This is a genomic window from Pseudomonas sp. NPDC088368, from assembly GCF_044753445.1.
In the GTDB taxonomy this organism is placed as follows: Bacteria; Pseudomonadota; Gammaproteobacteria; order Pseudomonadales; family Pseudomonadaceae; genus Aquipseudomonas; species Aquipseudomonas bambusae.
The window spans coordinates 242802-255733 of sequence record NZ_JBIVNG010000008.1 but is presented as its reverse complement, the minus strand read 5'-3'; the positions used below and the strand labels follow the sequence as shown (position 1 = coordinate 255733).

Annotated in this window: 13 protein-coding genes and 1 pseudogene; 10 read left to right on the top strand and 4 right to left on the bottom strand. The window is 54.3% G+C overall.

What is annotated here, in order from left to right:
• Positions 1–5: 5 nt before the first annotated feature.
• The 3 genes from ACIQAL_RS19235 (at position 6) to ACIQAL_RS19225 (ending at position 2319) form a co-directional block, all read left to right on the top strand.
• Positions 6–716, top strand: a complete 711-nt coding sequence (locus tag ACIQAL_RS19235; protein WP_401148325.1) for an SDR family NAD(P)-dependent oxidoreductase — start codon at positions 6–8, stop codon at positions 714–716.
• Between the two features lie 52 nt (positions 717–768).
• Positions 769–1023, top strand: coding sequence for a 4-oxalocrotonate tautomerase family protein (locus tag ACIQAL_RS19230; RefSeq protein ID WP_401148324.1), 255 nt, complete (start codon positions 769–771; stop codon positions 1021–1023).
• Positions 1024–1311: 288 nt separating this feature from the next.
• On the top strand, positions 1312–2319 hold the full coding sequence (locus ACIQAL_RS19225; protein WP_401148597.1) for an ATP-binding protein: 1008 nt from the start codon (positions 1312–1314) through the stop codon (positions 2317–2319).
• Between the two features lie 615 nt (positions 2320–2934).
• Here ACIQAL_RS19225 and ACIQAL_RS19220 read toward each other — a convergent pair.
• Positions 2935–3393, bottom strand: coding sequence for a winged helix-turn-helix transcriptional regulator (locus tag ACIQAL_RS19220; protein WP_401148321.1), 459 nt, complete (start codon positions 3391–3393; stop codon positions 2935–2937).
• 106 nt (positions 3394–3499) lie between these two features.
• On the opposite strand from ACIQAL_RS19220, the gene ACIQAL_RS19215 reads away from it, so the two are divergent.
• Together ACIQAL_RS19215 and ACIQAL_RS19210 are read left to right on the top strand one after the other, a co-directional pair.
• Positions 3500–4438 carry an NADP-dependent oxidoreductase gene (locus tag ACIQAL_RS19215; RefSeq protein ID WP_401148319.1) on the top strand — a complete coding sequence of 313 codons (939 nt, stop codon included), beginning with the start codon at positions 3500–3502 and terminating at the stop codon, positions 4436–4438.
• A complete protein-coding gene (locus tag ACIQAL_RS19210; RefSeq protein ID WP_401148317.1) occupies positions 4435–4818 on the top strand; it encodes a hypothetical protein in 384 nt (127 codons plus the stop codon). The genes ACIQAL_RS19215 and ACIQAL_RS19210 overlap by 4 nt, the downstream gene beginning before the upstream one ends.
• A 163-nt stretch (positions 4819–4981) precedes the next feature.
• Here ACIQAL_RS19210 and ACIQAL_RS19205 read toward each other — a convergent pair.
• A pseudogene (locus ACIQAL_RS19205) lies at positions 4982–5522 on the bottom strand (SOS response-associated peptidase); the annotation flags it as partial.
• 99 nt (positions 5523–5621) lie between these two features.
• Here ACIQAL_RS19205 and ACIQAL_RS19200 point away from each other — a divergent pair.
• From ACIQAL_RS19200 to ACIQAL_RS19190, 3 genes are read left to right on the top strand one after another with little or no spacing between them, the layout of a single operon-like run.
• A complete protein-coding gene (locus tag ACIQAL_RS19200; protein ID WP_401148315.1) occupies positions 5622–6053 on the top strand; it encodes a LexA family protein in 432 nt (143 codons plus the stop codon).
• Positions 6040–7320, top strand: a complete 1281-nt coding sequence (umuC, locus tag ACIQAL_RS19195) for a translesion error-prone DNA polymerase V subunit UmuC (protein WP_401148312.1) — start codon at positions 6040–6042, stop codon at positions 7318–7320. Before ACIQAL_RS19200 ends, umuC begins: the two co-directional genes overlap by 14 nt.
• 10 nt (positions 7321–7330) lie before the next feature.
• Entirely contained in the window at positions 7331–7570 is a 240-nt protein-coding gene (locus ACIQAL_RS19190; protein ID WP_401148311.1) for a hypothetical protein, read from the top strand.
• A gap of 271 nt (positions 7571–7841) precedes the next feature.
• On the opposite strand, the gene ACIQAL_RS19185 is transcribed toward ACIQAL_RS19190, so the two are convergent.
• Positions 7842–8741 carry an abortive infection family protein gene (locus tag ACIQAL_RS19185; protein WP_401148309.1) on the bottom strand — a complete coding sequence of 300 codons (900 nt, stop codon included), beginning with the start codon at positions 8739–8741 and terminating at the stop codon, positions 7842–7844.
• Entirely contained in the window at positions 8738–9733 is a 996-nt protein-coding gene (locus ACIQAL_RS19180) for a methyltransferase domain-containing protein (protein ID WP_401148307.1), read from the bottom strand. The genes ACIQAL_RS19185 and ACIQAL_RS19180 overlap by 4 nt, the downstream gene beginning before the upstream one ends.
• A 713-nt stretch (positions 9734–10446) precedes the next feature.
• Here ACIQAL_RS19180 and ACIQAL_RS19175 point away from each other — a divergent pair.
• Both ACIQAL_RS19175 and ACIQAL_RS19170 read left to right on the top strand, forming a co-directional pair.
• On the top strand, positions 10447–12249 hold the full coding sequence (locus tag ACIQAL_RS19175; protein ID WP_401148304.1) for a patatin-like phospholipase family protein: 1803 nt from the start codon (positions 10447–10449) through the stop codon (positions 12247–12249).
• Positions 12240–12884 (top strand): hypothetical protein, encoded by a 645-nt coding sequence (locus tag ACIQAL_RS19170; RefSeq protein WP_401148303.1) that lies wholly within the window; start codon positions 12240–12242, stop codon positions 12882–12884. The genes ACIQAL_RS19175 and ACIQAL_RS19170 overlap by 10 nt, the downstream gene beginning before the upstream one ends.
• Positions 12885–12932 lie beyond the last annotated feature (48 nt).

Here is a 12932-nt window from a genome sequence, read left to right as displayed (position 1 = left end):
AAGCCATGTCAGATTTCAAGAAAGTCGCCATTGTCACCGGCGCTTCACAGGGGATGGGCGAAGCGATCGTGCAGGCGTACCGCGCGAGAGGTTACGGCGTCGTCGCAACGTCCCGCAAAATGCAGCCATCCCATGACGCAGGTCTGGTCACAGTCGCTGGAGATATTGGTGATCCGAAAACGAGCAAGCGCCTGGTGGCGGCGGCCCTGGAGACGTTTGGCCGCATCGATACGCTGGTGAACAACGCCGGCATCTTCATTGGCAAAGCGTTTACTGACTACACGGAAGAAGACTACCGCCTGAAATTGAAGACCAACCTGGACGGTTTCTTCTTCGCGACCCAGGCAGTCATTCCGGTGATGCTGAAACAAGGCACTGGTCACGTCGTGCAAATCACGGCCTCCACAGCCGAGTTTGCCAGTTCGCTGTCCCCTGCCTTCATTGCCATGTTAACCAAAGGCGGCATGAACTCTGCCACTAAAAGCCTGGCCATCGAGTACGCCACAAAAGGGATTCGGGTCAATGCCGTTGCCCCCGGTGTTATTCGGACGCCGATGCACGATCCGGCGATTGTCGAGCAGTTGGCAGCGTTCCACCCTATGAAAAAGCTAGGCGAGGTCGAGGACATCGTCCGTGCCGTTCTCTATCTGGAGGATGCCGCCTTTTCGACCGGTGAAATCCTTCACGTTGACGGCGGCCTCATCGCCGGTCGTTGATCGTCGGCGGAGAGCGGTAACAACGCTCTCCGCATCATTTCGGAGAACGCTTATGCCGATCGTCAACATCTTGGTTACCCGGGAAGGCACCACGCCGGGTGCAGATCGAACCACCGCAGATCAGAAAGCAGCTGTCTACGAAGGCATTGCCGACTTGCTATTCCACGTCATGGGCAAACCCCGTGAAGACACCACCGTTATTTTCCATGAGCACGAGATCGAGGACATAAGCCAAGGCGGTGTGCCGTTGGAAATCTATCGTCAGCGGCGCAAGAAGGGAGCTGGGGTGATTGACGATAGCCTTTGATGGACAGCTAAATTGCGGGATGGGGTGGGGTTGAAGATACGAGGCTGCGGCGCGGAAGAGGTGCGAAAATATTATGGAACGCGGGTTGGCGAATCCTCTCAAAGGATCGGAACCAGGTACGCGCATTACAAATACAGTACCCAAGGATTCGCAACCTAAGCTTGTGAGCCCGAAACCTCCTGAGTAACCGTTGATGACGACATCCTCGCATTTCCAGTTAGGCTGTGCGGCCTGCAGGAACCTAATCCCATTCCGTAGCTTCTGGCCAGCCCACGGAGTTGGTTGAAGATGAATTTAAACTTTCACACCAGTCTCACTCAGGTGTTGCTAATCGAAGATCGAACTCAGGCGTCGTATGCGACGCGGAGAGTCCGGAGTGCGGCTGAGCGGATTGGATTTGATGCCAATGACACCAGCCGCATGGAGCTATGTGTTGATGAGCTCGCGAAGACCATCTTCACTGGCAAAAGGGGTGGTGAACTGCACATCCGCATTCTGCCGGGGGGAGGCCCCGGCCTCGAAATCGTCGCACTTTATCTCCCCTCAGCTGTAGAACTACAAAGCCCGATACTCGATGGCTTTGATACGCGTCTTCAGGGGGAAATGGCATATTCGATCCAGCACAACACTGAAGTATTCGACACTTATTCCGACCATCGTGGCACCGTGATTCTGGCGCGTTTCTATCCTCGTTCCGCGATTGTGAGAGATGTGCGCTTAGGGATCAGTCAGCATGCGCTGCGTGACGATCCGGCATGTGGAGACGTATGGGAGATAGCGATACAAGGCAAACGCGTAAGTATGCTGATGATTGACGGTCTAGGGCATGGGCCGGACGCCGAATCTGCGGCGATGGCCGGAGCAAGAGGATTCAACCGAGACCCCTTTGCCGAGCCAGTTTTGCTCCTAGAGGAGATTCACCAAGAGATGCATGGTACTCGCGGTGGGGTTGTGGCGATCGCCCAATTTGATGCTGCGCAGGACAGATTGCGATTCTTGGGGATCGGTGACATCGGGGCGGTATTGATCGGTCAGGAGAAGCCGAGGGGGTTGGTGTCATACCCTGGGATCGTTGGGCACCGTCACCGGAAGGGCGTTGTCGCGAACATAGATGGTTGCGCTGGGCAGTTACTGATTTTATTCAGTGATGGTTTGAAATCACGTTGGGATCTGCATGACTATCCAGGACTTTTGCATCGTCATCCGGCGGTGATCGCTGCAGTTTTGAATCGAGACTACAGCCGAGGCACTGATGATGTCACGGTAATGGTGATGACTCTAGAAACTGTATATTGAGTATCAAGCCTCCGAGGACTGCAAGATTACTGGCGGCATCGCCTCGATGGTGTGCTGCCAAAGTCTCTATACCAATGAGATGCAGTTGCTCGCCGTTCACTCAAAATAAACCCTGTATGTTCATTGTGCCTTGAGGAGTGATGATGTCGATTAAAAGCGACGGCAGCCAGCACAAATTTTCCATCTCATTCCCATAAAGTGGCCCTTGCACCATTTTTCTTGAGCCCGCCATTAGACATGGAAGGGTCGCTATAGCAGCCAGAAATGCCTCGCTAACCTCTGATGCGTCGACCAGTTGAAACCACAACCCCAACGCTGACCGTTATGACTAAACTTTTGCTGAGGTGCGGGCTTTTTTACAAACGCCGAACACATCCCTTGCAGCAAGCCAAATCCTGCACTCCTGTCTGAATTTTTACTGGGTGCGATCCGATACCCAATAGCGTTGTTTGGGAAGCGGAAAAATCGATGCTCAGCTGACTCCCAAACTGACTCCCACAATCTACGGTGAGCAAGCTCCAAGGATAAGGTCAACGACTCCCAGCCTAGGGTCAGCAAGCATTGCTTGCACTAGATAGCACGGCAAATGTGCGGATGGCTAAGGCGCTAAGTGGATTAGTGTCGTTCGTTACGCCGTTTCGCTGCGCTCGGGAGCGGTTGATACTCACGTTCCGCGCGTTTGTCGTAATCTAGCCGTGCCACCAATACCGGTTTCATGTTGTCCTGCGCCCAGAGGCACATCTGTTCGGTGATAGCGGTGATGCTGACGCCAAGCGGTGTCAGCGAATACTCCACACTGGGCGGCGCACTCGGATACACCTCTCTCAACACCAAACCATCCCGCTCTAGCAAACGCAACGTTTGAGTCAGCATCTTCTGCGTTACACCGCCCACTTGCCTGCGCAGTTCGCCAAATCTCATAGGCCCACGGGACAGGGAGTCGATCACCAACATCGTCCATTTATCCGCGAGCATCTGAATCACGCTTCGGGACGGGCAGGCGACATCGTACACATCACCTGCACGCAATTTGCTGATCCCGGAACGAGAAATATGGTTAAAGGTAGTATCCATCGGGTACCTATAGCACAGAAAGGTGCCTAATTTACAAAGGAGATCATGTCGCCGAGTATAGCTCTGTCGGCTCTATTACAGAGCTTTTATCTGGGAATTCGAAACCGTGAAGAGCCTGATTCAATACCGCGTAGGCGGCCCCGAGGTGCTTGAGTTGGTTAATGTTCCAAAGCCTGTGCGCAATTTCACCGAAGTGCTGGTGCGGGTGCATGCTGCTTCGATCAATCCGGTCGACCTGATCGTGCGATCGGGCGTATTCCCGTTGCTGGGCGATGTGCCCTTTGTGCCGGGTTGGGATGTGTCCGGTGTGGTCGAAGAAGTCGATGTTGGCTCTACTCGTTTCCAGGTGGGTGACGAAGTGTTTGGCATGCCGTTGTTCCCGCGCGCCGCCAACGCCTATGCCGAATACGTTGCTGCGCCATCGCGCCACTTCTGGTTAAAACCGGCGCGCCTGAGCCACGCGCAAGCAGCAGCGCTGCCACTCGTCGGACTGACCGCGCTGCAGGGGTTGGGTGAAATCGCGCAAGTTGAACCAGGCCAGCGCGTGCTGATCCTGGGCGGCGGAGGTGGTCTGGGGCACGTCGCGGTTCAGATCGCCAAAGCGTTAGGGGCATATGTCATCGCTACAGCCAGCGCGGGGAAACATGATTTCGTGCGCAGCGTTGGGGCCGATGAAGTGATCGATTATCAAACGGTCGATTTCACCACTGTACTCAGCGATGTCGATGTCGCGTTCGACACCGTAGGTCAGGGATACGCCGAGCGGGCGTTATCGGTGCTCAAACCCGATGGCATCGTCGTCACGGCATTGGGCCTAAGTCATGCTCACATGCCTGCCTTGGCAGCGGCTGCCGGACGACGTTTCTCCAGCGTTGCCGTTGAACCTGACAGCGCCGGAATGCAGCAACTCGCTGCGTGGGTTGAATCGGGTGAGCTGACGCCGCACGTCAGTTATGAATTTCCGTTAAGCGAAGGCGCGAAGGCGCACTCACTCGTGGGGCAGGGAAGCACGCAGGGCAAGGTCGTGTTGAGAATCGCGCCATGAGCGCGTCGTTTGCTCCATTGTTATCGCCACCCTGGCTGCATCAGTTGGCGCCAGATGCCATCCTCATTTCATCCGTGCTCAACCGTTCGTTGCAAGGCCGGGAAGCGATCATTAAAGTCGTACAGGCCGCAGGTGGGATGTATGAAAAACACACGGTGGTATTCCGGGCCACTTTTGCAGATAGAGAACTGCTCGAATACGACGCGCTGGCTTTCGGTGGAGTAGCCATCCACGGTGTTGTAACACTCAGCAGAAATGCGGCGGGCAACATTTCTGCTGTAGGTATTCATCACGGCCCATTAGGCGCAATCAACAAGCTTTCTGCTGCATTGAAGGAGCGCCTCAGAGGCGTGTTGGGCGCTGAGTATTTCGAGCTATGAGTTTAGTGAGGCTGGCGCTTGTTTAGCGCTAGCCGCACCGCTTATGTAGCCGATCAATCGAACCGAGCGGTATATGCAGACGGTCGTGTCATCCCGATCAAGGCCGGCAATGCTCGACGGCAATTTCCGCCGCGCGCTCGGGTGACGTCTCAGGGTCTACCTACTCCCTCGCATGCTCAGGTGCAAGCACCGGAGGCTTACGATAACGGATATCGACCATGCCTTGGTCACTTGCTGCCGTGATGATGACAAAGCCATCGCGGTCATCCGGCTCAAGGCCTCCATGCACCTCAGCTAGCCCGGCGAAGAACATCGGAGTCTGCTCTCTCAAGGTGATGAAGTAGGGCTGCTTCTTTTTGGGATCAACTGGATCCTTGACCCATTCATACCAGCCATTTGCAGGAGCCAGAACTCGGCCATTGGGCCAAAGCTGTTTGAAAAAACTTCCCGCTCATGACGGTCTCGACCCGAGCGTTGATCGGATCAGGTCGCTTGCCCTTGGCCCAGAACGGAGCCCATCCCCAGCGCACTTTGTCTACGCTCAAGCCATCCTCGACAGGGCGAATGATTTCAACACGAGTGGTCGGTGCGACGTTGTAGCGTTCAATAGGCCAGAGGTCGTAGCCATTGATCACCAGCTGCTTTGGAGCAAGCTCCTTGAGGTAGTGATCCATCGATTCATAGATCGAGTAGCGTCCGCACATGATGTCACCTGTCGAATTTCCTCTCTTACGAGATTGACCGCAAGCCGAGTAGAACGTTAACTGTATATACGTACAGTAACCCACAACAAGGTTTGCATCATGGGCATCACAATCCTCGGCCCACTGGAAAACGGCGGCGAAAAGCTGCCTCTCTACTCATTTAAGGTGCCTGCAGGTTTCCCGTCGCCTGCCGCCGATCACATCGAGAAGCACATCTCACTGGACGAGCTGTTCGATGTCCGCGCACCTCACGTTTATCTCGTGAAGATCGAGGGAGACAGCATGCAGGGGGCGGGCATCTACAACGGTGACATGGTGATCGTTGACCGCAGCCTGTATGCCGAGCACGGGGATATCGTCATCGCGGCCCTCAACACCGAGCCGGTCTGCAAGCGCCTGGACATGCACGGTAACTCGGTGATCCTGAGATCGGAGAACCCGAAGTACCCACCTCGCCATGTGATGGAAGGCGACGAGTTGGTGATCTGGGGTGTAGTGAAATACAGCATCCGCGATCATGACAATACCTGAGCCTGTCTTCGCGCTGATTGACTGCAACAGCTTCTACGCGAGTTGTGAGCGGGTCTTCAGGCCGGATCTCGCCCGCACTCCCATCGTGGTGCTTTCGAACAACGACGGCTGTGTAATCGCTCGGAGCTACGACGCCAAGCCTTTCGTGAAAATGGGGCAGCCGTACTTCCAGATCAAAGATCATCTGCGACGTAATGGCGTGGTTGCCTTCAGCAGCAACTACGCCCTCTACGGCGATATGAGCGAGCGCGTGATGACCATCATCGAGTCGATGGTGCCGGCGCTTGAGGTCTACAGCATCGATGAGGCGTTCGCTGACTTAACGGGTATCCCTGGTGATTTGACGGCCTTTGGGCGAAATCTGCGCTCGACGATTTTCAAACACACCGGCATACCTGTCGGGGTCGGGATCGCTCGAACCAAGACCTTGGCCAAGCTTGCGAACCACACCGCAAAACGCTTGATCGATCAGACTGGCGGCGTGGTCGATCTGTGCGATCAATTCAAGTGCGACTGGACGCTGCGCAATACCGAGGTTGGTGAGGTCTGGGGCGTTGGCAAGCGGATGAAGGCGCATCTCGAAGTTATGGGGATCAAGAGCGCGATGGACTTGGCCAAGGCCGATGCTTGGACGCTCAGGCAGAAATTCAGCGTAGTGATTGAGAAGACTGCTCGTGAGCTCGCCGGCACTCCATGCCTGGAGCTCGGAGAAGCTGATCCGCCCAAGCAGGAGATTTGCTGCAGCCGGATGTTCGGCAATCGCTTGACCGACATTGAGCCGATCAAAGAGGCCGTGGCCACGTATACCCAGCGGGCAGCAGAGAAGCTTCGGGCGCAGAACTCTCTGTGCAAGAAGATCCGCGTGAGCATCCGCACAGGCATGTTCAATCCGGAGGAAGCGAAGTACGCCAATGGGGCGCTGGTCGAGTTGCCGTATCCCACCAACGACGTGCGGCTCATGACCAAGGCGGCGACCGAAGCGGTGAATCGCCTCTTCAGGCCTGGCTTCAAGTACAGCAAGGCCGAAGTCCTCCTCTTGGATCTGCGGCAGCCAGGCGAATTCACGGAAGACCTCTTTGCTCACTCACAGCCGGCTCTGGCCGATACGTTGATGGGGGTCTTGGATGAGATCAATGACAGATGGGGGCGAGGAACACTTCGAGTGGCCAGTGTTCCCAAAGACCCAGGCTGGGCGATGCGCAGAGATTTGATGAGCAGAAGCTATACGACCAAGATCGATCAGCTTTGGACTGTTAGAGCGATATAGGAATAGGAACATGAATAATTTGACCCAAAACCTTCGTAGAGACCTTCAAGGAGTCGCTGCTGATTTGAAGTGGTCAGCAGTAGAGTTGGTGAGGATTGCCGACCGTTTGAGTCAGGCCGGGAACGAGCCAGATGCCCAAGCCCTCCACCGGATGATTAAGGTGTTCCAAGATGGAGAGGAGAAGGTGAGCGCCATCGTTGATGGGATCAATGTCGGCAGAATCGTGCGGCAGGATTCAGTCTCTGCGTAAGTCGCCTAGACATGAGGGACGGCTGTCAACCACGCTCCTCATCAAGAATCTGATGCAGTTCTGCCCATGGCTTCGAGGCCACCTCATCTTTGACGGCACAGCCTGGATCATGAGGGAACGGCTCTTCGGCTTTTGAAATCGGTTGGCTCTGCATGCAGCCAGTGCAGGCTACCACTCCACCGATTATTGCCCACGCTGCATAAAGGCGCTTCAGAAGTAGCTTGGTTTGACGTGTGAAATGCGGGAAAAATCGGGATGAATTGCAGCACCTCTAGCTAGCACTCATGTGAACTTTGAGCCTCTGCAAGATGTAGATAGCAACAGCTCCCGCCAGGTTGTTGGAGAGCCGCGCCTCGTCCGCATTGGCAGTCTTGTTTCCACCGTGTGCTGTGCCAAGATGAGTTCTCAAGGTACCTGTTCCCTGGGCGATGGACTTTATTCCGCCCAATAGGGATCGGATGTCACCTGAGTAATCTGTCCCATCGGGCAGGGTCAGAGGGGGGAAGTCATCTGCTACCGCGTTGATGAATTCCGAGATCGTTTTCCTGTTTCCCAAAGGGATTTTTCGCTTTTCGAGATAGTGCCGACAAACAGACTCTAAGAATTGTGTAGTGCGAGTGAGGGAGTCACTGGCGTCAATGTCGATGGCCAGCCGAGCTCCCGCCCACTGCTTTTCGAAGTAGTCGCCATGCATCAAGCCAGAGAGATCCCGGTGAATGCCTTCGCTTTCACCCTCCGAAAACTCGGACAAAAGTCTTGCAGCGCTTTTGGCTTCGCCGAGCATTTCCCTGATTTTTTCTTCGATCGCGATCCAAATGGAATTAATCGATTCTGACGACGCCAGCTTGATGATTTTATCATCATCTTTGATGTCGCTGATGTAACTGATTGTCATCGAGCCTTCGTAAGGCGTTCCATGATTCTGGGCATCCTCAATCGTATCTGATGTCAAAATTCTTAGGTTTTGCCCATCGAAATTCAGCATGCCGTATGCCCACTCGTCCTCGTCGATTTGCCCCAACGTGATCTTCATTCCGGAGACGTAGATACTCAGACCATTAACGCTTTCCCGCAGATCTTTTTCGACGACTTCCAGGCCTGCGCGGATTTCGCTTCGTGTCTCTATCACCAGCTTTGACAAGCGAGATAAGGCTTCTTTTCTCGTACTCATGGTGTTTGATCTCTGAGCGCGGCAGGGTTAAGAGGTTTGCGTGCAAGCACGGCGGCATAGGTAAACGTGCAGCGCCTCAGACCGATAAGCGGAGTCAGAAATGATGCAACGATGTGTCTCCAGCGCCAAAGTGGAAGAAGGCCGCGAGCCTTTACAATTTCTCTCACCGCAAAATACGATGCTAGGACGGGAACATGGGCGACGGAGGGGGCGACGTTCCAAGACCAGTCTTCGATATTTATGGTCTCAAAGCCTTGCTGTTCCATCTCGCGGGGTAGCAGGTCTTGGCGGCACATCTCTGGGACAGCCCAAGAAAGGCACCATCGTCGGTAGGCATAACCCATCAATCGAGAGATCAGACCCGATTTCGGGATCTCACGCAGTAACATCGCATCGACCATGAGGAAGTATCCACCCGGCTTCAGCAGCCGATAGGCTTCGGCGAGTACCGTCGCTTTGGTGGGGCCTTCGGCGTGACAGGCACTCTCAATCATGCACACGGCGTCTGCTGACCCGGCTGGCAGGTTCGTGAAGGCGAAGTCCACACAATGCATCGTGATCGCGTCCCCGCGCAAGACCTGCCGGTTCAGTTGCCGACCCATCTCAATTTGCGTTGGCACAATAGTAACCACATCCACCTTGACGTTTGAGTAGGCCGCAACGGCTGCTCTCGCGGTGGCGCCCGTCCCACCTCCAAGGTCAATCAATCGAACAGGCTGATCCCCTGACAGGCACAAGCGCTGCAGTACTTGTTTGTTAAGTTCCTGGAGCATTGATTCCCGTCGAAAGGGATTCATGCCTGCACGCCAATAACCGAAGTGCATGTTGAGGCCTTTGCTCCACGTCCGGTAATCAGCGGTCGCCGCCGTATAATACTCCAAGACCTGCCTTCGGATATCAGCCTGCGCAGGGGTGAGGTTCGTCGGTTCACTCAGGCTAGCGGGGAGGGAGGAGGTGGAAGACTCAATATCAATACTTGGCTGATCGCTCATTGAAGTTTCCTACTGCAGGAAGGAATGCGAAACGGATAGTTCGAAATTTTATGCGATTGAGTTTTTTTGATTTACCCATTTCTCGGGAGCAGCTACCTGATCATCCACATTGCTGAGATTTGAAATGAGGAAGTCGGGAGGAGCATGCTGGGCCTGTGGCTACATTAATGTCCCTTCGAAAGCATGTCTATGCCCGTGCTGAGCTGGCTTTTCCGATTTCACTACCAATGCCGAACGTTTGCGTCGTTTCAGGCGAAGGCGCCCCCCAAGAACACGGCTTTGGATGCTCAACCCAGTCGTCAAAAGCTCAAGCGCTGGATAGAAATTGCGGCGGCCATCCTTGATGTCTTCGTACAGAAATTTATTATGTACTTTTAGTCGCTAATCTGACTGCATTGGAGGTACTAGTGCTCGTCCCTGTTCCAGTGATGAGTACGTGGTCAGTGGGGGCATCCAGGCTTGGCAGCTGGGGATTGCCGAGTGGCTTAATGGCCCCTAAATCACCATTTTAAATCTAACTATCCGTCTATCCGTTCCCATAGGTTGGTCATATGATATGGGCCGACTTAGGCAGTGCGCCGAAACGACAGCATCGATGATTGCGCAGCTCATGGAGCTGCACGGTTCGAGTACGCCTCGGTGGCACGGCCTGCGTACTTGGCGTAGGTACGCGACGCTTATGCGCACCATGAATTAGGGAAGAAAACGAGCGAATGAAATCAACTGCAAAATCCGGTGCTTCGGAGCAGGGCGACAGAACTGATACCAGGGAGTCCCAATCACCGAAGCGCCCTGTCTTTCTCGCTTTGCAGGGTGGCGGGGCGAAAGGTGTCGTTCATGTGGGAGGACTTCTGGCGGTAGAGGCTCTATATTGCGATATACGCGGGGTTGCCGGTACGTCGGCGGGATCGATTGTCGCCGCGCTGGTTGCTGCGGGTTATGGCGCCGATGACTTGGTGAACCTTGAGACTAGAACCCACATCTTCGAGAGTTTCGGCGCGAAGTATGGGTATCACCGACCGACTGACCTATTTACTCGGACAGGGTGGTTTATCCTCAAGTCAGTACGAAATTGCTCCGCGGCTGTGGGCAAGGCTCGTGAGCAGCTAAATGTGGCGACCAATCGCCTGACGTCTTCCAAGATCTGCAAACGACTTCGTACCTATTTCCCTAAACAAATCCCAGGAGTGAAGGCGCGAGCTTTGGTTTATAAATGGTTTATCAGACTGCTGATCGCGCTGATGGCCTACTTCTTCATTACGGCATTTCCCACCGTGACATTTGTTTTGCTGGTCATGGCAGTAGTTCTTGCTGTATGGATTGGGAACGGGATTACGGGGGTGGAGCGCGTTCGTAAACTGATAGACAAGGCTATAGCCGATAAGCTGACGGAGAACGGATATCCTGTCAGCAAGAATGTCACATTCGCTGATATGGACAACGCGAGATGCGTGCCACTGAAGATAGTGGCGACCAATGTTGCCTATGAATGCCTGGAACTATTTTGCTTAGATCGGACACCGAACGTGTGCGTGGCGGATGCCGTTGCCGCCTCTATCTGCCTGCCGTTTATATTTCGTCCGTGGCCGGTCTCTTTTGATCGCCACTCGGCCAATGCTATTGAATTCATTGATGGCCGATTCCTGGACGGAGGCATCGTTTCAAATTTACCAGCATGGCCATTCGATGAAGAACGTTTACTTGATCCTAGTATCTCCACCATTGCGTTGAGCATTGATGCCGGCGTAATCGATGTCACCAAGCATTGGATGAAAGGGATTGCTGGAACCGTGGTGAACGGCTCGGGTGTGATCCACACCCGTGCCGCTGGCAAGATCGTTACAGTGCCCTTGAAAACGAAGCTTGGGATGCTTGCCTTCGACGTGTCTGCCGATGACGTCTACGACCTGGTCGGCAAGACTGCGGTCGATGCCAGCACGCACCTCTCCACAGCACTTGTCGAAGGGCCTGCTCTTATGCGGGAAGCTGCCAAGGCTATCCAAGACTGGTTTTTCCGGGAGCTAGAGTCGGCCACCGCGGAATGGCACCGCGGCCACCCTGCGCTAGTGGTACGAGTTGCGATTGCCGCGGAGCGAGGCGCTGGCGTGAACACGCTTTCAAACGTATTCACAGCGGGCTTTGAAAATTCGCATCTTGACGGCGACGCGACCCGTCGAGCTAAAGGCTGGCTTTTTGATCAAGCACTCAAGACAGGTCAGCCGAGTCTGCACATTATTGAAAACGGTGTGCCCTCACATGCTCTTGATCCAGGCGAGCGGATCTGGAACGAGGTACGGTGGATTGCGTGCTTCCCTCTGTCATATGTTGCGCCACAGAACTCACGCTCAAGGAATTGTGTAGTGGTGGTCGACTCCAATGTGGAAATCGACTTCAACATTTCAATCGCAAAAGAGCAGTTGACATTATTTCTTGATCGTGCGTTCGAGTTTGTGACAGTGTATGATGAAGAGATAGGCCTGATGAAAACTGTCCAGGGGGCAAACACATGGCTATAAGCATTATTGATTCCAAAGGTAATACCACGATCGTCGCCACGCGCTCACGTGAACAGATCCTTGAGGAGCATCGGCAAAAGGCAGGCTCCGCAAGAACAACTGGTGCAGTGCCAGATTTGAATTCGAGTACCAGCTCAAAAGGAGCTGGGTTTCAAAAACGTTGGGCGAAGCGCGCCCGCCTACTAGCCCAGCTGAAGCAGGACGGCTGGGTAAAGTGGGTTGCTGGGGGACAAAAGCGTGAGTTCGATCAGCTGATCCAGCTGGCGAACGAAATCCCCTATGATGGAAATATCACAGATTACGATGCTTGGGCTCGACGTTACGGGGATGTGCTTGGAAGCGGATTGCAGCAGGCTGGAGTTCCTAATGCAGACCCTCCTCAGAAAGCCAGCGTGATGCAGAGCGTCAAACAAGATAGAGGCTTATTCCCGGACGGCTTCATTCAACGTACGGTAGTTACCGCCGCTGGCCTGGAGACGAGCAATGATGAAGCCGCCTCTGTCTCCGAGAGTAAGTATTACCCGATCGAGACTCTCAAGAGGTCTCATGGGCTACATGCAACCACCCATACAGACAGCGATGGTATCGCAAGTGTTGGGTTTGAGTTGGGTTCCGATGGCATCGCTCATCACTAAACGACAGTCCCAATTTCATCTATTTACTCGGTTGCCCCTCGCAGTCCC